22 protein-coding genes and 1 tRNA gene are annotated in these 17,079 nt (G+C 61.1%); 9 read left to right on the plus strand and 14 right to left on the minus strand.

The genetic code is table 11. The features are described from left to right. The first annotated feature begins 32 nt into the window (after positions 1-32). On the plus strand, positions 33-257 hold the full coding sequence (locus CRO46_RS08835) for a hypothetical protein (protein ID WP_097107046.1): 225 nt from the start codon (positions 33-35) through the stop codon (positions 255-257). Positions 258-353: 96 nt separating this feature from the next. Here the strand turns inward: CRO46_RS08835 and CRO46_RS08840 are convergent, their stop codons facing one another. From CRO46_RS08840 to tesB, 3 genes are all read right to left on the minus strand, one after another. After that, positions 354-1,700, minus strand: a complete 1,347-nt coding sequence (locus CRO46_RS08840; protein ID WP_244577831.1) for an ammonium transporter — start codon at positions 1,698-1,700, stop codon at positions 354-356. Between the two features lie 19 nt (positions 1,701-1,719). Then, positions 1,720-2,070 carry a P-II family nitrogen regulator gene (locus CRO46_RS08845; protein ID WP_179758998.1) on the minus strand — a complete coding sequence of 117 codons (351 nt, stop codon included), beginning with the start codon at positions 2,068-2,070 and terminating at the stop codon, positions 1,720-1,722. Between the two features lie 218 nt (positions 2,071-2,288). Next, the gene (tesB, locus tag CRO46_RS08850; protein WP_097107048.1) at positions 2,289-3,167 is read right to left on the minus strand and encodes an acyl-CoA thioesterase II; all 879 of its coding nucleotides are present in this window, start codon (positions 3,165-3,167) and stop codon (positions 2,289-2,291) included. A 185-nt stretch (positions 3,168-3,352) separates the two neighbouring features. Between tesB and CRO46_RS08855 the strand changes: the two genes are divergently transcribed. Then, on the plus strand, positions 3,353-4,579 hold the full coding sequence (locus CRO46_RS08855) for a ubiquinone biosynthesis hydroxylase (protein WP_097107049.1): 1,227 nt from the start codon (positions 3,353-3,355) through the stop codon (positions 4,577-4,579). Positions 4,580-4,615: 36 nt separating this feature from the next. Here the strand turns inward: CRO46_RS08855 and CRO46_RS08860 are convergent, their stop codons facing one another. The 5 genes from CRO46_RS08860 to CRO46_RS08880 all read right to left on the minus strand — a co-directional run bounded on the left by CRO46_RS08860 (position 4,616) and on the right by CRO46_RS08880 (position 7,838). Next, the gene (locus CRO46_RS08860) at positions 4,616-5,188 is read right to left on the minus strand and encodes a TetR/AcrR family transcriptional regulator (protein WP_097107051.1); all 573 of its coding nucleotides are present in this window, start codon (positions 5,186-5,188) and stop codon (positions 4,616-4,618) included. Positions 5,189-5,286: 98 nt separating this feature from the next. After that, a complete protein-coding gene (locus tag CRO46_RS08865) occupies positions 5,287-5,508 on the minus strand; it encodes a Trm112 family protein (RefSeq protein ID WP_097107053.1) in 222 nt (73 codons plus the stop codon). 15 nt (positions 5,509-5,523) lie between these two features. Next, positions 5,524-6,198, minus strand: a complete 675-nt coding sequence (locus tag CRO46_RS08870; protein ID WP_097107055.1) for an LON peptidase substrate-binding domain-containing protein — start codon at positions 6,196-6,198, stop codon at positions 5,524-5,526. A gap of 82 nt (positions 6,199-6,280) precedes the next feature. Continuing rightward, a complete protein-coding gene (gene trxA, locus CRO46_RS08875) occupies positions 6,281-7,291 on the minus strand; it encodes a thioredoxin (protein ID WP_097107056.1) in 1,011 nt (336 codons plus the stop codon). Positions 7,292-7,340: 49 nt separating this feature from the next. Continuing rightward, a complete protein-coding gene (locus CRO46_RS08880; protein ID WP_097107058.1) occupies positions 7,341-7,838 on the minus strand; it encodes a prolyl-tRNA synthetase associated domain-containing protein in 498 nt (165 codons plus the stop codon). Between the two features lie 323 nt (positions 7,839-8,161). Here CRO46_RS08880 and CRO46_RS08885 point away from each other — a divergent pair. Next, positions 8,162-8,236: transfer RNA gene (locus CRO46_RS08885), tRNA-Gly, on the plus strand. Positions 8,237-8,391: 155 nt separating this feature from the next. Here CRO46_RS08885 and CRO46_RS19950 read toward each other — a convergent pair. Beyond that, a complete protein-coding gene (locus tag CRO46_RS19950) occupies positions 8,392-8,547 on the minus strand; it encodes a hypothetical protein (protein WP_179758999.1) in 156 nt (51 codons plus the stop codon). Positions 8,548-8,983: 436 nt separating this feature from the next. On the opposite strand from CRO46_RS19950, the gene CRO46_RS08890 reads away from it, so the two are divergent. After that, positions 8,984-9,406: a metallopeptidase family protein gene (locus CRO46_RS08890; protein ID WP_097107059.1), complete on the plus strand. Its 423-nt coding sequence runs from the start codon at positions 8,984-8,986 to the stop codon at positions 9,404-9,406. 12 nt (positions 9,407-9,418) lie between these two features. Here the strand turns inward: CRO46_RS08890 and CRO46_RS08895 are convergent, their stop codons facing one another. From CRO46_RS08895 to CRO46_RS08905, 3 genes are read right to left on the minus strand one after another with little or no spacing between them, the layout of a single operon-like run. After that, positions 9,419-10,594 (minus strand): amidohydrolase, encoded by a 1,176-nt coding sequence (locus CRO46_RS08895; RefSeq protein WP_425479253.1) that lies wholly within the window; start codon positions 10,592-10,594, stop codon positions 9,419-9,421. A gap of 2 nt (positions 10,595-10,596) precedes the next feature. After that, positions 10,597-10,806, minus strand: coding sequence for a DUF1737 domain-containing protein (locus CRO46_RS08900; protein WP_097107063.1), 210 nt, complete (start codon positions 10,804-10,806; stop codon positions 10,597-10,599). Continuing rightward, on the minus strand, positions 10,803-11,729 hold the full coding sequence (locus CRO46_RS08905; protein WP_097107065.1) for an HpcH/HpaI aldolase/citrate lyase family protein: 927 nt from the start codon (positions 11,727-11,729) through the stop codon (positions 10,803-10,805). Before CRO46_RS08905 ends, CRO46_RS08900 begins: the two co-directional genes overlap by 4 nt. A gap of 147 nt (positions 11,730-11,876) precedes the next feature. Between CRO46_RS08905 and CRO46_RS08910 the strand changes: the two genes are divergently transcribed. The 5 genes from CRO46_RS08910 (at position 11,877) to leuB (ending at position 15,798) form a co-directional block, all read left to right on the plus strand. After that, entirely contained in the window at positions 11,877-12,110 is a 234-nt protein-coding gene (locus CRO46_RS08910) for a hypothetical protein (protein WP_097107067.1), read from the plus strand. A 115-nt stretch (positions 12,111-12,225) separates the two neighbouring features. Further along, a complete protein-coding gene (gene leuD / locus CRO46_RS08915; RefSeq protein ID WP_097107069.1) occupies positions 12,226-12,831 on the plus strand; it encodes a 3-isopropylmalate dehydratase small subunit in 606 nt (201 codons plus the stop codon). Between the two features lie 73 nt (positions 12,832-12,904). Then, positions 12,905-13,159: an acyl carrier protein gene (locus CRO46_RS08920; RefSeq protein ID WP_097107070.1), complete on the plus strand. Its 255-nt coding sequence runs from the start codon at positions 12,905-12,907 to the stop codon at positions 13,157-13,159. Between the two features lie 2 nt (positions 13,160-13,161). Continuing rightward, positions 13,162-14,373: a beta-ketoacyl-[acyl-carrier-protein] synthase family protein gene (locus CRO46_RS08925; protein WP_097107072.1), complete on the plus strand. Its 1,212-nt coding sequence runs from the start codon at positions 13,162-13,164 to the stop codon at positions 14,371-14,373. A 321-nt stretch (positions 14,374-14,694) separates the two neighbouring features. Continuing rightward, positions 14,695-15,798, plus strand: a complete 1,104-nt coding sequence (leuB, locus tag CRO46_RS08930) for a 3-isopropylmalate dehydrogenase (RefSeq protein WP_097107073.1) — start codon at positions 14,695-14,697, stop codon at positions 15,796-15,798. Positions 15,799-15,876: 78 nt separating this feature from the next. Here the strand turns inward: leuB and CRO46_RS08935 are convergent, their stop codons facing one another. Together CRO46_RS08935 and CRO46_RS08940 are read right to left on the minus strand one after the other, a co-directional pair. Further along, positions 15,877-16,425: a hypothetical protein gene (locus CRO46_RS08935; protein ID WP_179759000.1), complete on the minus strand. Its 549-nt coding sequence runs from the start codon at positions 16,423-16,425 to the stop codon at positions 15,877-15,879. Positions 16,426-16,547: 122 nt separating this feature from the next. After that, positions 16,548-16,982, minus strand: coding sequence for an Lrp/AsnC family transcriptional regulator (locus CRO46_RS08940; RefSeq protein WP_097107075.1), 435 nt, complete (start codon positions 16,980-16,982; stop codon positions 16,548-16,550). Positions 16,983-17,079 lie beyond the last annotated feature (97 nt).

Below are 17,079 nucleotides of genomic sequence, written 5' to 3' on the forward strand. Positions count from 1 at the left end.
CCATTGCCGGGTTAATACGGCATTAACCATGCATGCGCGGGATCAAGGACCATGTCGACGATCCTGAACAGCAAGGACAGGATGGCGTTGGTCACAAATTGCGAGCCGACGGCACAACCATCCCCGCCCGAACCGCCAAAGGCAAAGGCAAAGGCAAGGGAATATCGAGGGCCGCCCAGATCACCACCAGCGCGGTCTTGGCGGTGTACCGGATCGGCGCGGACAGCATGAAGCCCGCTCGGGCGCACAACCGGTGACAAAAGCGGGCAACGGCTACAAAAAAAGGGGCCCGGCAGACCGGGCCCCAGAAGAAGGGATGGAACTCCATCCCGACGGGAGTCTTGTTAAGGCGCTCAGGCCTTGGTGAACTCCGGATAGGCTTCGACGCCGATTTCCGCCATGTCCATGCCCATCATCTCCTGCTCTTCCGTGGCGCGGATGCCGATGGTCGACTGGAGGATGTACCAGATCACCCCGGACACGATGAAGGTAAAGGCGCCGATCGAAACGATGCCGAGGATCTGGGTGCCGTAGGAGATGTCCGGGTTGGAGAACGGCACGATGAAGGTGCCCCAGATACCCGCCAGAAGGTGAACCGGGATCGCGCCGACCACGTCGTCGATCTTGAACTTGTCGAGCATCGGCACGGCGAACACCACGATCACACCGCCGATGGCGCCGATAATGACGGCTGTCAGCGGCGAAGGCATGAGCGGTTCGGCAGTGATCGAGACCAGGCCAGCCAGTGCGCCGTTGAGCGCCATGGTGACATCGATCTTCTTATACATGACCTGGGTGAGGATGATGGCCGCGACCACGCCGCCGCAAGCCGCAAGGTTGGTGTTGGCGAAGATCCGGCTGATGTCGGAAACGTCGCCGTTCGAACCCATGGCAAGCTGCGACGCGCCGTTGAAACCGAACCAGCCGAGCCAGAGAATGAAGGTGCCGAGCGTGGCAAGCGCCATGTTCGAACCGGGCATCGGGATGACCTTGCCGTCAGAACCGTACTTGCCCTTGCGCGCACCGAGGATAATGGCACCGGCGAGTGCGGCCCAGCCACCGACCGAATGAACCAGCGTCGAGCCGGCAAAGTCGGAGAAACCGGCTTCGCTGAGCCAGCCGGCACCCCATTGCCAGGAGCCGGTGATCGGATAGAGCACGCCGGTCAGGATGGCAGTGAAGATCAGGAACGGCCACAGCTTGATGCGCTCGGCCAGGGTGCCCGAGACGATCGATGCCGTGGTGGCGCAGAACACCATCTGGAAGAACCAGTCGGAGGCCACCGAGTAGTCGCCCTCGTTGGCCGTGCCCGCATCGGGCCAGCTGTAGGGCATCGGCGTGCCGAAGAAACCGCCATTGACGTCGGTGTACATCAGCGAGTAGCCGATGATCCAGAACATAAGGCCGGCAATCGAATAGAGCGCAATGTTCTTCAGGCATTGCATGGATACGTTCTTGGAACGCACCAGGCCGGCTTCAAGCATGGCAAAGCCCGCGGCCATCCACATGACCAGAAAGCCGCCGATGAGAAACAGGAGCGTGTTGAAGATGAAGGCCGTTTCCGCAGCCGATGCGAATTCCGGCGCCGCAGCGGTCTCAGCCGCTTCCTGGGCGAGAGCGGGAGCAGCAAAGGCGGCAAGTGCGCCTGCTGCCAAAAGTCCAAGCCGAAGCGGGGATGTGGGTGACATCTGAAGTGTCATGGAAATATCTCCTGTTGCCTTACAACGCGTCGGCGTCGGTTTCGCCGGTGCGGATACGCATGGCCTGGTCAATCGAGTAGACGAAGATCTTGCCGTCGCCGATCTGGCCGGTCTTGGCCGACGTCGCGATGGCGTCGACCGCCTTGTCCACCGCATCCGATGCGACCGCGATCTCGATCTTCAGTTTCGGCAGAAAGCTCACCGCGTATTCCGTGCCGCGGTAGATTTCCGTATGCCCCTTCTGCCTTCCGTAGCCTTTGACTTCGCTGACGGTCAGGCCCTGAATGCCGATGCCGGTGAGGGCTTCGCGCACCTCGTCCAGCTTGAACGGCTTGATGATGGCCATCACAATTTTCATCTGGTTTCCCATCCTTGTTGTCCGCGGCCATGCCGCCTCTTCTGACAGGTTTCCCGGCCTGCGCTGGGTACCCCGCCTGAAGACAAGACAAACAAATGCCGTGCCAGTTTCGAATAAACCGGACAACACATTGGAATGATGGATTCATTTCAGGTTACGGGATTCGAACCGATGGCGTGGCACACCATCTGAGATGAATAATTAGGCAATAATCAATGTGTGCACAAATTTTAGGCTATTGCCCGATCTCGAATCAATCCCTCTTGCGCCACCGATGCAATCAGCTTGCCGTCGCGCTGATACAGGCTGCCCCGGGTAAAGCCGCGGCCACCATTCGTGTTGGGAGAATCCATCGAGTAGAGCAACCAGTCATCGAGCCGGCACGGCCGGTGAAACCACATCGCATGATCGAGACTCGCGACCTGCAGGTCACGGTCGAACACCGACCGGCCATGCGCAAACAGGGCCGTGTCGAGCAGCGTCATGTCGGAGAGATAGGCGAGGATGGCCGCTTGAATGATCTGGTCGTCAGGCACAGGCCCCGTGGTCCGCACCCAGACCTTCTGCTGCGCATCGAGCTTCTGGTCGGAAATATAGTGCTGCAACGACAGCGGCCGGACCTCGATCGGCCGTTCGCGCTCCCAGTAGTTGCGGATATGGTCGGGCGCGCCTTTCAGGAATGCCGCGCGCATTTCCTCCTTGCCCGGCAGATCCTCCGGCTGCGCGACCCGGGGAATCGGGTCCTGGTATTCAAGCCCCTCTTCGGCCTTCTGGAAGGAAGCCGACAGCGAAAAGATCGCCTTTCCATGCTGGATTGCAACCACCGAACGGGTCGCGAAGCTCATCCCGTCCCGGATCCGGTCGACTTCGTAGATGATCGGTGCTGCGGGGTCTCCCGGCCGCATGAAATAGGCATGCAGCGAATGCACCAGCCGGTCCGCCGCAATCGTCCGCTGGGCCGCGACCAGCGCCTGTCCGATCACCTGGCCGCCAAACACCCGCTGCCAGCCGACCTGCGGGCTGGTTCCGCGAAACAGATCCTGTTCGAGCCGTTCGATGTCGAGGCTGGACAGCAGTTGTTCCATGGCAGTGGCAGCAGGACGCGACATTTTGGTACTCTCGCAGTGGTGGGCTGGACGGTGACAATGCGGTATACGGTGTCACAACGCCGCTGCAAAGTCCGGAGCCGCCATTGGCACGCCACAAAGCTGCCCAAGCTTAAAGGAATTGTCGCCAGGTGCCGGGCCGGATGCTCGGTCGGAGAGTGGGCCAGAGAGTGGGAAGGAAACATGCGATGACGACCGAGAGCCTCGATATTCTGGTGTGTGGCGGCGGCTATGTCGGCCTTTCCACCGCTGTGGTGCTGAAGCTCGCCAGCCCCTCGCTGAAAATCGCTGTCATCGACGCTGCCCCCCCTGAAGTCTGGCGCAAGGACCAGCGCGCCTCGGCCATTGCCGCAGGCGCCAAGAACCTTCTCAGGACCCTCGGAGTCTGGGATGCGATCGAGCCCGAGGCCCAGGCCATCAATGACATGGTGATCACCGATTCACGCACCTCCGATCCGGTACGTCCGGTGTTCCTGACATTTGACGGCAAGATCGAGGACGGCGAACCCTTCGCCCACATGGCGCCGAATGTCGCCATGGTGGCCGCCTTGCGCGACAAGGCCGCCGAAATCGGCGTCGAAATCCACCAGTCCGCCGCTGCAACCGCGCTCGACATCACCGAGCGCGACGCCCGCGTCGAAACGAAGGATGGCCGTGTGTTTGCTGCCCGGCTTGTGATCGCCGCCGACGGCGTCAAGTCCAGCTTGCGCGAAATGGCCGGCATCAAGACCCAGCACTGGGAATATGGCCAGTCAGGTATTGTCACCACCGTCGCGCATGAACGGCCGCACAATGGCCGTGCCGAGGAACATTTCCTGCCCTCCGGTCCCTTCGCCATCCTGCCGCTGACCGGTAACCGCTCGTCCCTGGTCTGGACCGAACGCACCGAAACCGCCAACAGGCTTGTCGCGGAAGATGATTTTGTCTTCGAGGCCGAGCTGGAACGCCGGTTCGGCCACCATCTGGGCGCGCTGAGCGTTGAAGGCGGCCGCCGCGCCTTTCCACTGGGCCTGACCCTGGCCCGTGATTTCGTCAAGCCACGCCTGGCACTGGCCGGCGACGCCGCGCACGGTATCCACCCCGTCGCGGGCCAGGGTCTCAATCTCGGCTTCCGTGATGTCGCAGCCCTGGCCGAAACGGTCGTCGAGGCCAACAGGCTGGGCCTCGATATCGGGTCCCTGACGGTGCTCGAGCGCTACCAGACCTGGCGGCGTTTCGACACGGTGCGCATGGGAATGACCAGCGACGTGCTGACCCGGATGTTCTCCAACGACATCACGCCGCTGCGGCTGATCCGTGACTTCGGTCTCGGACTGGTGGACCGGATGCCGGCGATGAAGCGCTACTTCATCAATCAGGCAGCTGGCATCCCCGATGCCTCCGGCCCAAGGCTGCTGCGCGGCGAGGCCATCTGAACCGAACGCGGCTTTTCGCCGGTTCGAAGGCAGCAGTCAGGACGTGATCTGCAGGCTGTGTTCGGCGCGGCGCAGGCTTTCGGTCAGCACGGTCATGTCGTTGAACGCGTGCGCCAGCGCGATGCCGCCCTGCCATTCGATCACCACCGCGCGCGCCCGCCCCAGCGCGATGGATGGCCGGGGGCCGGTTTTCTGCAGCTCGCGGGCAATGAAACTGACCAGCAGCTCGAAGCTCCGGCCGGCGCGCGCCGAGGCTTCGGGCGCTAGACCGCGGAAATCTCTCACCGCAGCACTGATCGGGCAGCCATTCTCCACCCGGCTCCGGTTGGATTGGCCGAGCCGTTGCAACAGGAAGCGGATGCGCTCGCGCGGGTCCGGCGACGCGGCCTCGGCCTCCTGGATCAGCGATTGTGTCTCCTCGACAAACACGATTGCAACCGCCAGCGCCAGCTCGGCCTTGGTCTTGAAATAGTAGAACATGTTGCCCTGCGGGACACCGGCCGCGCGGGCGATGTCGGCGATGCTGGTGGCCGAAAACCCATTGACCCAGAACAGCCGCGCCGCGGCGGCAACAATCGCCTCCCGTCTCTGATCGCCTTTTTTCGACATAAAGCCCGCACTTATGATTTGGATGGCTGACTTATATTCGGGCAGTTCGCTGCCTCCCGTCAAGCACAGGCAAGACCCACAGCTAACGGAATGGATATTCAGTCGTTGTCTGGAAGCTCGCGTGCTTCGGAAACAAGCATGATCGGAATGCCATCACGAACCGGATAGGCCAGCTTACCCCGTTCCGACACGAGTTCATCGCGGTCCGGATCAAACTTCAGCGGTCCGCTTGTCAGCGGGCACACCAAGAGTTCGAGCATCTTGACGTCGACGACGCCTCTGGCCCGGATACCCGTGGTTGGTTCAGTCTGTTTTGCCATGGTGATCGGACACGCCTATTGCAGAACAGGGCCATGATCGTCCGAATCACGGGCCAGAGCAATCTCGGTGATGGCTATCAGCGTTTCGGCCCGTATCTTCAGATTGTCCGCCTCCAACAGCGCCTGCTTTTCCGCCGGACCGTAAGGCGACATCATCGACAACGAATTGACCAGCGATTCGGTGCTTGCCCGCTCCACAGAGCTCCAGTCGGCTTCCAGATCATTGGCCTCAAGATAGGCTCTGAAGCTGTCCAGCAGTGCCTTGCGGTCGACTTCCTTGCCCTGATCACCCGCTTCGAGGTCGCCGAGAAAGGGGGAGATCCGGCATATCCGGTAGGGCTTGCGCCGGTTCAGCTCCTCCCCAATCCGAAACCTGCACACACCGCCAAGGGTGATGATGTAGCGGCCATCGCCGGTTTCGGCAAAGGAAGTGATGCGTCCGAGGCAGCCGACAGAGCACAGGTCTTCCACCGGTCCTCTGCGTTGCGTCCCATCAACCAGCGCTGGCTGGATCACGCCGATCAACCGGTCCGAACTCATCGCATCGTCAAGCATCGACAAATAGCGCGGCTCGAAAATGTTGAGCGGCAATTGTGCGCCCGGCAGCAACAGTGCGCCCGAGAGCGGGAACACCGGAATCTGCTCCGGAATATCTGCTTCAACCCTGTAGGATTTGTTTCCGACCTGCATGCCTTTAAGCCTTCATGTTCGCCATACCCGGTGATGTGGGGCAAGGCGCCGAAATCTCAAGTGCCTGAGTGCGATCCAGAATTCACGAAAACAGCAGTGACGACAGCTTGCGACGGGCTGACAGGGTCGCCGGATCAACCGGTCCCCAGGCTTCGAAAAATTCGAGCAGCATCTTGCGCGCCGCCTCGTCTTCCCATTTCGGGTCCGCGCGCATGATCGTGAACAGCTCGTCGGCAGCCGCTTCCCTTTTTCCCTTCGCATTCAGGATCTTGGCAAACTGGATCCGGGCCTCGTGATCTGCCGGATTGGAAGCCAGGCGCGCCTCGAGCTCAACCGGGTCACCCAGTTCGGACACCTCCCTGGCCATCTCGTGACGTTTGAACACGGCGGCAATCTCGGGATCCTTGCGGTCCTCTACAGGCACCGCGTTAAGCAGCTTCTCCGCGCGGTCGAGTTCACCGGCAGCCAGCATGCAGGCGGCCATCCCGGTTATCGCGCCGACATGGCCCTGATCGCTCTGCAGAACCGCGCCGAAACCGCGCGCTGCCGTTTCAATGTCACCGGCAGCCAGCGCCTCGCGCGATTGGGTTATAATCTGTGTGATCTGCTCATCGGCGGATGAGGCCGGTGCGGGGCCGGCCACCTTGTCGATAAACTCGCGGATCTGGCTTTCGGGCAGCGCACCCATGAAACCATCAACCGGCTTGCCACCGGCAAAGGCGACGACAGCCGGGATCGACTGGATGCCCATCTGTCCCGGGATCGCCGGGTGGTCGTCGATGTTGAGCTTGACCAGCTTGACCCGGCCATTGGCTTCCCTGACCACCTTCTCGATGATTGGGGTAAGCTGCTTGCAGGGTCCACACCAGGGCGCCCAGAAATCCACCAGCACGGTAACATCCCGCGAGGCCTGGATCACATCGGCGGTGAACCCGGCGGTGGTGGTGTCCGAAATCAGCTCTCCGGCAACGCCGCCACCCTGGGGCCCGGTCTGAGCAGGTTGTGCGGCAGGCTTGGCCTGGTCGCCAAAGGTAACCGTGCCGCTCATCTGGCCACCGGAAGCCGGCGCATAGGGGTTGTCGTGGTCGCTCATGGGTCTGATTCCGTGCCTGCTGAATAGATACGCCTGTCAAAGTCGTGTTTTAGACCGAAACTTTCAAGATCTTCGGCTCGTGCCCGGTATGGGCGAGGAAGCGTTTCAGATCATCCCGCCCGATGGAAGTGGTCGCGTCATTGCTCAGCGGATGGGCGTTGATAGTGTCATGCTCCAGAAGCGGGGCGTCAATGACGATTGTCACCTCCTGGTCCGGATCGTTGATCGCACAGAAGATCGTCACCGAGCCTGGCGTCACGCCCAGCTTCTCCATCAGGGCTTCCGGCTTGCCGAAGGACACCCGGCCGCTGGCGCCGATCAGGCCGTGGATCGTCTTCAGATTCACTTCCGCGTTCTCTTCCAGCGTCACCAGAAAATAGGCACCTTTCTTGTCCTTCAGAAACAGGTTCTTGGTATGCCCGCCGGGGATCTCGTCCCTGAGGCCTTGCGATTCGGCAACGGTGAACACCGGAGCGTGGTCAACGGTCGGGTGCGCGATGCCGAGCGCATCCAGGCAGTCAAACAGGTCCTGACGGGTTTTGGGCATGGGATCAACTCTTGCTGGATTGTGGATCTGTTCAGATTTGGCCGCCACCGGGCGAAACGCGCCTCGCCATTGGTAGCCATCATGTGGCCTCTTGATAGGCAACCCGGCAGACCAGCGCAATGGTTTGGGGTTTCACGCCGGAACCGCCTCGTTTCCGGTAGCGGCCCACAGGCTGCAAGCCCCTCAAAACACCTGCAAATGCGATATAGTGCAAATCACTGAAAATTCCCTGTTGCAATTGAAAGCAGGTTGCGCCATATAGCGCCGGTCCGGGCCGAACAGCCTGGACAGCCGGTCCGGTTTCCCCACGGATCAGGTCATGAGCGGGCGTAGCTCAGGGGTAGAGCACAACCTTGCCAAGGTTGGGGTCGGGCGTTCGAATCGCCTCGCCCGCTCCATTTTTCCAAAGACGCGCAAGACCTCGGTTTTTCCGGGGTTTTTTGTTGTCTGGAATCTGCAATTCGTCAGCAACAGCCGGAAACGAAGACCGTCCGGGCAGCCCGTGTCTGTATGCCGGGCGAATCGGGTGGTCCCGCCTGTCAGCAGGTTGCCATCAGATGAAATGCAGGCTGATCGGTTTTCCGGCGATCGTCTCGACATCGATCCGGACGAGATTCTCGTCGTTGACCTCCACCGCGTTGCCGCTGGCACTGCTCGTGCCGATGACGATGCGGTTGGGTACCCATCCTGCGCCTGCGCATGTGCTCAAAGCGCGAACGGGCTGACGGCACGGACCAGAAAACGGGCGGATTTCGATATGGTGGCTCCGGACATCATTCAGATGATGTGGCTTGCCTGAATGGCGTCTGGCTTCCGTTGAAGCCCCAATTTTAGATCTGACAACAGACTCAAGTTTAAGTCTGGAGTTTCTTGACCATGGCTGCTGTTAGGGCGCCGGGCGGTCCGCAGTTTGCACCAAAGGTCGCCTTTTCTCGGGCTTTGTTGCCGTCAACGTGCTTCTTGCCCTGGGCGTTATCACCGCCCTGCCGATCCAGATAATCAGGGGTTGTCCGAACGCTACATTCCGCGACGATGACCACTGCCCCCTCAATTCCTGCCCTCGAAAAGCCGGATCGCTTCCCTTATATGCACAGGACGGACTGACCGGTCCGGTACAGACGAACCGGAGGGCAAAGGACTTTTTGATGGCACGTATCGATCAGACAGGGGATTGGAGAGACCGGCATGCGCCGTCTCTCGCCGAGTTCGAATCACTCGCCATTGACGCCTATGCCCAGCTGCCTGACAGTTTCCGCAGCCATACCGGCAATGTGGCGATCATCGTCGCAGATTTTCCTGACGACGAGATTTTCGAGGACATGGGCCTGGAGACCCCCTTCGATCTGCTCGGCCTGTTTGAAGGCCGCGGCCTGACCCAGCGTTTCGCAATCGAGACCGGTGAACTGGCCAACAAGGTCATCCTTTACCGGCGGCCGATCCTCGACTACTGGGCCGAAAACGACGAGACCCTGGGCGACATCATAAGTCATGTCCTGATCCACGAGATAGGTCACCATTTCGGTCTTTCCGATGAGGACATGGAGCGCATAGAGGCGGGCGTGGAATAGGGTTTCGCCCGCTTAGCCGTCAGTCGAATCCTGCTCTCCGCAGATGTCGCGGGAAATCGCCGCGAACATCGCCACACCCGGTCCGATCAACTCGTCGGGAAAATCGAAATCCGGATTGTGCAGCCGCGGATGGTCTTCTCCCGATCCTAATACGAAGAGGCCGGTCTTGGCGACGCTGCCGAAACGGCCAAAGTCCTCGGACCAGCGGAATGGGTCCCCGACCTCGGCGCGGCTTGCCCCCAGTCTTGTTGCCGCGGCCTCGATTTTCTCCACCGCTTCTGCGTCATTGTGCCCGGCGGCAAAATTCTCGTAGCGATCGAACCGCACGCCCAGCCCGCCGGCCTCGGCAAGCCGCCGGGCAAGCGCTTCAGCCTCGCCCATCAATTCGCCCTGCAACCGGTCATCGATCGCCCGCACCGTCACCCAGATGTCGGCCTCGCCCGGCGAAATCCCGAAGGCTGCCTCGCCCAGCCGCGCATGCGACAGGGTGACCAGCGAGTGGCCACGAGCATGGCCCAGTGTTTCAGGTAGTTCGGGAAGTGCCTCCATCAGCCTGCCCATGATGGCCGCGGGGCTCAGCCCGGCTTCCGGTTGCGCCGCGTGCGATGTGCGGCCGGTCAGCCTGATCGCCAGCCCCTCGGACGCGAATGTGAATGGCCCGGTCCGAACCCCCACCGCCCCGAGCGGCAGTCCCGGCAGATTGTGCAGCGCAAAGGCATAATCCGGCCGGATCCGGTCGAACCGCACGTCGTTGATCACGTCCGCAGCTCCAGCACCTGTCTCCTCTGCCGGCTGGAACAGGCACACCACCCGGCCGCGAACGGGTTTGTTTTTTGACAGGTGCCGGGCAAGCCCCACCAGGATCGCCATGTGCCCGTCATGCCCGCACAGATGCCCCTTGCCATCGATCTCGGAGCGCCAGCCGATTGTGGAGATTTCAGTGATCGGCAATGCATCGAGCTCGCAACGGAACAGCACCGTGGGACCCTCGATACCACTGTCAAAAACAGCTGCCACCCCGTGCGTGCCAAGCTCGCTGAGGATCTCTTCAGGTTGGCAGCGTTTGAGTTCGGCAACGATCCGGGCAGCAGTTTCCCGCTCCTGACTGGAAAGCTCCGGCCTGCGATGAAGCTCCTGCCGCAAGGCGACCAGCTCCGCCGAAGCGGGTTGGCTGAGAAACCCGGTCAAGATCACTGCTCTCCAAGCTTCATGCCGGGCTCGTACTCCTTGCCCTCGACATCCTTGGTCACGGCCTGACCGCACTCCATCATGCCCGTTGTCGCATTGAACGCCAGGCTGGGCGAGCCATGCAGCTGCCACCCCTTGGACAGCGCAAGACTGACCTTGTGGCAAAAATCGGCACCCTGGTCGGGTCCGGTCAGAAAGCGGTACAGTTTCATGTCGTTTGTCCTTCGCCTTGGCGCGCGGCTATCCGGGCAGCCTTTTCAATCAGCCGTTCGGCCATTTCCAGATGTAGCCTTTCGACCATTTTTCCGTCGAGACTGATGACGCCGCGGCCCTGATTCTCCGGCAAGGCAAACGCCTCTGCAATTACCCTGGCTTGCGCAAGCTGGTCCTCCGCAATGCCGAAAGTCTGGTTCGCCGGCGCGATCTGGGCCGGGTGGATCAGCGTCTTGCCGTCGAACCCCATCGCCTGGCCGTCAGCGCATTCGCGCATCAGGCCGGTCTCATCCCTGAAATCATTGTAGACCCCGTCAAGCACATCGAGACCATAGGCCCGTGCCACCAACACGATCTGCATCAGCCATGATGACAGCCACGGCCGTCCCGGCAGTGGCGCCACACCCGTTTCCTTGAGCAGGTCGTTGGTGCCAGTAACGAAACAATCGAGCCGTGCGCCGTCGGTTTGCGCCATGCGCGCGATCAGGCCTGCATTCATCACCCCGCGCGGTGTCTCGATCATGGCCCAGAGCCTGAGAGCCGCCGGCGCATCGGTCTGAGCAAGCGCGTCTTCCACGGCGAGGATGTCTTCCGGTGCATCGACCTTCGGAACCAGGATCGCATCCGGCCTGCAGGCGCGCGCCGCCAGAAGATCCTCCCCGCCCCAGGGTGAAGCCAGTGGATTGATGCGGATCACCTTCTCCATCCCTGCGGGCAGGGCAGCCGCCCGGCCATCGCTGAAAAAGCCTCTAAGAGTCTCACGTGCCGCGTCCTTGGCGCCCGGTGCAATCGAGTCCTCGAGATCGAAGACGACGCTATCGCACGACAGGCCCGGAAGCTTGTCGAGCGCACGGCCATTGTTGGCCGGCAGATAGAGAACGGAGCGGCGCGGCCGGACTGGCCTGGATGAGGTTGTGGTCATGGCGCTTTTATTGCCCTTGCCGGCCCACCCTTGCAAGGGGTCGCTGACAGAAGGGCCTCCAACAGCCATTCCAGGTGCTGCCATCGCCCTATTGAACCGGGGTCATCCGATCACCACATAGAGTGCATGAAACAAGGGAACGCCGTCATGAGAACTCTTTTCGCAGTCGCCACCGGTCTGGGTCTGGTGTTTGCAGCTTTCGCCGGACTGGCACTGGCGCTCGTTCTTGGCACCGTCGCCGCTGGCGCCATCGCATTCGCGCGCCTGACCGGCCGTTCCCAGCCTGCCATGGCCCGGGCATCGGCAGACCCGGCCCGGGACAGGTCGGGTTCCGAATTCCGCGTGTGGAATGACGGCCGCGGCACCATTATTGACATGTAATCGGCGACTTTAGGCCTGCAGATCGCCTTCTTGCCCGGAAGTGGCTGCCCGCCTCTTCTTTTTCGGCTCTTTGTTTGTTAAATGCTCCGGCACAGACAGACAGGATCCGCTAGCCATGGAAAAATTCACCCGCCTCACCGGCGTTGCCGCCCCCCTTCCGGTCGTCAACATCGACACCGACATGATCATCCCCAAGGATTACCTCAAGACCATCAAGCGTACCGGTCTTGGCAAGGGACTGTTTGCCGAAGCCCGTTACAACGAAGACGGTTCGGAGAACCCCGATTTCGTGCTCAACCAGCCGGCCTGGCGCAATGCATCGATCCTGGTCGCCGGCGACAATTTCGGCTGCGGTTCGTCGCGCGAGCACGCGCCCTGGGCGCTTCTCGATTTCGGCATTCGCTGCGTGATCTCGACAAGCTTTGCCGACATTTTCTACAACAACTGCTTCAAGAACGGCATCCTGCCGATCGTTGTCAGCCAGGAAGACCTCGACAAGCTGATGGACGACGCCCGCCGCGGCGCCAATGCCACCGTGTCTGTCGATCTGGAAGAACAGGAGATTCGCGGGCCCGATGGCGGCGTTATCAAGTTCGAAATCGACGCCTTCAAGAAACACTGCTTGCTCAACGGCTTGGATGACATAGGATTGACTCTGGAGAAGGCCAGCGCCATCGATAGCTATGAGACAAAGGTCGGCGCCACGCATTCCTGGCTCTAGCCCCGGCGGCTGACACGCAGCGGCCTGCAAGAACAAGAGTATTGCGTTCCGGCGCGTGTTGAAGGGAGTATCCATGTCCAAGGATGTCGAAGCCTCGATCATCGCAGTGATTGCGTCCGCTGGGGAAATCGAACCCGGCGAGATCACCCGCAACACGGAACTGGCCGAACTCGAGATCGACTCGCTGGTCCTGACGGAGATCGTCATGGATATCGAAGACGAGCACGATATCGAGATCGACCTGAACACCGCTGAAGCCTGGGAGTCGCTCAAGACCGTGGGCGACATTGTGGATATGGTCAAACAGCTCATCGCGGCCAAGACCTGACCATGAGCCAGCATCGGGTCGTCATCACGGGCATGGGCGGCATCTGCGCCCTCGGCGGAAATCCGGACGATATCTGGACCAGCATGAAGGAAGGCCGCGACGGATGCCGGCCGCTGGCGATGGATACCCGCGATCTCAAGATCGGCGTTGGATGCGGCCTCATGGGCTATCCCGAGGATGACGGCATCGACAAGCGCCAGAGCCTGACCATGAGCGGCATCAGCCGGATCTCGGTGATTGCAGCACGCCAGGCCATGGCACAGGCGGGGCTCGCACCCGGTGAGTTCAACCCGCAACGCTGCGGCGCCGTCGTCGGCGTCGGTATCTTCGGCACCGATGCAGTCGACCAGAGCTATGTCGACATTTTTCTCGAGAATAAGAAACGCGCCCACATCTTCACCGTTCCCCGGGTGATGCCGAGCGGCCCTTCCGGCCATGTCTCCATCGCCATGGGGTTGCAGGGCCCGGTCTTCGGTGTGACCTCCGCCTGCGCGTCGGGCAACCACGCCTTCATCTCCGCGATCGACCAGATCCGGCTTGGACGCGCCGATGTGATGCTTGCCGGAGGCGCGGAGCTTGCCCTGGTCTATGGGCCGCTCAAGGCCTGGGAATCGCTGCGCGTGCTTGCCCGGTCGGTCTGCCGGCCGTTCTCCGCCGATCGGGACGGGCTCGTTCTTGGCGATGGCGCAGCCATCGCGGTTCTTGAATCCTACGAACATGCCAAGGCCCGCGGCGCCAACATCCTGGCCGAGATCATCGGCTCGGGCATGTCCGGCGACGCCTCCGACATCGTCAACCCGACGGTTGAGGGACCGGCTGCCGCGATGCGCAACTGCCTTGCTGATGCCGGTATTTCCGCCGATCAGGTCGATTATGTCAATGCCCACGGCACTGCCACCCAAGCCAATGACCAGACCGAGACGAAAGTCATCCGCGAAGTTTTCGGATCAGCCGCCGATACGGTCTCGGTGTCGTCGACCAAATCCATGCACGGCCATTGCCTTGGCGCCTCGAGCGCCATCGAGCTGATTGCCTGCGTCAATGCGGTGCGCGAAAACGTGATCCCGCCGACCATCAACTACACCACCCCCGATCCGCAATGCGATCTCGACGTGACGCCGAACGAGGCCCGCGAAAGGACCGTCGACATCGCCATGTCCAACGCCTTTGCCTTCGGCGGCACCAATGCGGTCATTGCGGTGCGCAAGGTTTAGCGCCGGTCCTTTATCGAAAGTCTAGCTCGAAACAACTGGCAACGATCTCCTCGCCCTGCCCGGTGATCGCGGTTTCCAGCCGGCAACGGCCCGCCTCCGGGCTTACTTTCATGCCCGCATAAGCGGCACAGACGGCTTCTGATTAAGCCATCTGTCACGGCGACGATGTCGACGCCCTGCGCCGGATCACCTAAAAGTTGCGAACCGGACCGGCTTGCTCATCAGCAGCAACAACCAGCCTGGCAAGCCAAACAGTTGAAAACCCTCCGAAGGGTGTTTAAGGACGCATCATCTTTTTCGATTTTGGTGCGGGGACTTCAAATGGCAACACGCTCTCTCTTTCTTCTCCCAGGCGACGGTATCGGCCCGGAGGCCATGGCCGAGGTCCGCAAGATCATCGCGCACATGAACGACAAGGAAGCCGCGGGTTTTTCCACCGACGAGGGTCTTGTCGGCGGCTCGGCCTATGACGCCCATGGCCAGGCGATTTCCGATGCCGACATGGAAAAGGCGATGGCAGCAGACGCCGTTTTGTTCGGCGCAGTTGGCGGCCCGAAGTGGGATTCGGTGCCTTATGAGGTTCGCCCGGAAGCCGGTCTCCTCCGCCTGCGCAAGGACATGGAGCTGTTCGCAAACCTGCGCCCTGCGATCTGCTATCCGGCGCTCGCCAACTCCTCTTCGCTGAAGCAGGATGTGATCGAAGGTCTCGACATCCTGATCGTGCGCGAATTGACCGGCGGCGTCTATTTCGGCGAGCCCAAGGAAATCATCGATCTCGGCAACGGCCAGAAGCGCGGCATCGATACCCAGGTTTATGACACCTACGAGATCGACCGCATTGCAGCTGTCGCCTTCGAACTTGCGCGCACCCGCCGCAATGAAGTCTGCTCGATGGAAAAGCGCAACGTGATGAAGTCCGGCGTGCTGTGGAACGAAGTGGTGACCGCCACCCACAAGGATCGCTTCTCCGACGTCAAGTTGAGCCACATGCTGGCCGATGCCGGCGGCATGCAGCTGGTGCGCTGGCCCAAGCAGTTCGATGTCATCGTCACCGACAATTTGTTCGGCGACATGCTCTCCGACATCGCCGCCATGCTCACCGGGTCGCTCGGCATGCTGCCCTCCGCCTCGCTCGGCGCACCGGACGCCAACACCGGCAAGCGCAAGGCGCTTTACGAGCCGGTGCACGGCTCGGCGCCCGACATCGCCGGCCAGGGCATCGCCAACCCGATCGCCATGATCGCGTCCTTTGCCATGTGCCTGCGCTATTCCTTCAACATGGTCGCCGAAGCGGATCGTCTCGAAGCCGCCATCGCGGCCGTGCTCGACAAGGGCCTGCGCACCGGCGACATCATGTCCGATGGCTGCCGGAAGATCACGACTGCTGAGATGGGTGATGCAATTCTGGCTTCCTATGCCGAGTAACCCGAACTGGGCTTTTCAGGCCATGGATCAATAAAACGGCCCGGTATTGATTCCGGGCCGTTTTCGCAAGGAAGCGGTCTATTTCGACGTCAGCGTTTCAAGGTCTTCACCACCGGCAGCAGTGTGGCAGGCAATGCACCCGGCATCGGAACCCTTTGCGACGCGCCCGGCCAGCTGCAAGCCATTCGGGTTCTTGTCGAGCGTGCCGTCGGGCAGGTACTTGGCCCAGAACCAGTCCTGATTTTCCGCGTCATATCCGCTTTCGCGCTTGAACATGATGGTGATGGCAGCAAGGTTGCTCAGCGGATCGTCATAAACGTCCTCCACGCTCAGTTCGCCCTCGGCACCATGGTTGCGCTTGACCAGCAACCGGCCGCTGTGGCCGTCCATCGTGGCAGTTGTTGCCAACACTTCCTGGATTGTGCCGTGCGGCTCATTGCCTTCGAACGGCCGGACCTTGATGGAGTCGTCACCGACCAGTTTCTGGTCCATCATGACCTGCCAGAGCTTGCTGGCGTAATCGACATCTTCGGCATTGCCGAAGGGCGCGTTCTGGGCATTGCCCAGCGTCATGGTGCCGATCAGTACAGCGCCACAAATCAGTATGAATGCTGTTTGCTTGTACATTGGTGCTTCTCCCGGTTGTCAAACCCGGGATCAGGCTAACATGCCCTCGGGTAACCGCCCGTCACCCTATCTCACAGCTGCTTGAGGCATTGTGATCGCCGGGCTGAACCTGAACTGGCGCGTCAAACCGGGATGCGCGCCCTCAAGGGCGACGACTTGATGATCGCGGTGTTGGTTTCGGCCTTCTCGTGAAACGGAAGCAACACCGGATCGAGATCGGCGATCGAGCGCAAGGCCAGCCGGGCGACGAAGCAATCGTCGCCGGTGACCTTGTCGCAATCGAGAAATCCCGGCTCGTTCATGATCATCTCCTCGACGATGTGCATGTTGCCCGGCCGCGGCTTGATCCTCACAATCGCCTGCAGCGGATACCCGAGCGTTGCAAGATCGATCTCCAGCGTAAACCGGGAAATGATGCCGTTGCTCTCCAGCCGCCGGATCCGCTCGCTGGTCGCGGGCCCGGACAGACCTACCCTTTTCGACAGCTCGCTCACCGGCATCCGTGCGTCACGGCTCAAGAGCTTGATCAGCAGGCGATCTTTCTCATCGATCTTCATTTACAAGCCCTTCCGGAACCATCACTTCTGAAATATTGGCAGATGAAAGCATACACCTTGATTATGGCAAGGCAACTTCCGGCAAAATCCTGTAATT

The sequence above is a fragment of the Parahoeflea halophila genome (assembly GCF_900220985.1).
GTDB lineage: Bacteria > Pseudomonadota > Alphaproteobacteria > Rhizobiales > Rhizobiaceae > Hoeflea > Hoeflea halophila.

Coding starts and splice junctions, on each gene's coding strand:
- tesB (WP_097107048.1), bottom strand. CDS start 3,167: ATGTCGCGTCCTGCTGCCACTGCCATGGAACAACTGCTGTCCAGCCTC.
- CRO46_RS08835 (WP_097107046.1), top strand. CDS start 33: ATGCGCGGGATCAAGGACCATGTCGACGATCCTGAACAGCAAGGACAG.
- leuB (WP_097107073.1), top strand. CDS start 14,695: ATGGCAACACGCTCTCTCTTTCTTCTCCCAGGCGACGGTATCGGCCCG.
- CRO46_RS08845 (WP_179758998.1), bottom strand. CDS start 2,070: ATGGGAAACCAGATGAAAATTGTGATGGCCATCATCAAGCCGTTCAAG.
- CRO46_RS08865 (WP_097107053.1), bottom strand. CDS start 5,508: ATGGCAAAACAGACTGAACCAACCACGGGTATCCGGGCCAGAGGCGTC.
- CRO46_RS08900 (WP_097107063.1), bottom strand. CDS start 10,806: ATGAAACTGTACCGCTTTCTGACCGGACCCGACCAGGGTGCCGATTTT.
- trxA (WP_097107056.1), bottom strand. CDS start 7,291: ATGAGCGACCACGACAACCCCTATGCGCCGGCTTCCGGTGGCCAGATG.
- CRO46_RS08910 (WP_097107067.1), top strand. CDS start 11,877: ATGAGAACTCTTTTCGCAGTCGCCACCGGTCTGGGTCTGGTGTTTGCA.
- CRO46_RS08935 (WP_179759000.1), bottom strand. CDS start 16,425: ATGTACAAGCAAACAGCATTCATACTGATTTGTGGCGCTGTACTGATC.
- CRO46_RS08870 (WP_097107055.1), bottom strand. CDS start 6,198: ATGCAGGTCGGAAACAAATCCTACAGGGTTGAAGCAGATATTCCGGAG.
- CRO46_RS08880 (WP_097107058.1), bottom strand. CDS start 7,838: ATGCCCAAAACCCGTCAGGACCTGTTTGACTGCCTGGATGCGCTCGGC.
- CRO46_RS08940 (WP_097107075.1), bottom strand. CDS start 16,982: ATGAAGATCGATGAGAAAGATCGCCTGCTGATCAAGCTCTTGAGCCGT.
- CRO46_RS08855 (WP_097107049.1), top strand. CDS start 3,353: ATGACGACCGAGAGCCTCGATATTCTGGTGTGTGGCGGCGGCTATGTC.
- CRO46_RS08920 (WP_097107070.1), top strand. CDS start 12,905: ATGTCCAAGGATGTCGAAGCCTCGATCATCGCAGTGATTGCGTCCGCT.
- CRO46_RS08905 (WP_097107065.1), bottom strand. CDS start 11,729: ATGACCACAACCTCATCCAGGCCAGTCCGGCCGCGCCGCTCCGTTCTC.
- CRO46_RS08925 (WP_097107072.1), top strand. CDS start 13,162: ATGAGCCAGCATCGGGTCGTCATCACGGGCATGGGCGGCATCTGCGCC.
- CRO46_RS08840 (WP_244577831.1), bottom strand. CDS start 1,700: ATGACACTTCAGATGTCACCCACATCCCCGCTTCGGCTTGGACTTTTG.
- CRO46_RS08890 (WP_097107059.1), top strand. CDS start 8,984: ATGGCACGTATCGATCAGACAGGGGATTGGAGAGACCGGCATGCGCCG.
- leuD (WP_097107069.1), top strand. CDS start 12,226: ATGGAAAAATTCACCCGCCTCACCGGCGTTGCCGCCCCCCTTCCGGTC.
- CRO46_RS08860 (WP_097107051.1), bottom strand. CDS start 5,188: ATGTCGAAAAAAGGCGATCAGAGACGGGAGGCGATTGTTGCCGCCGCG.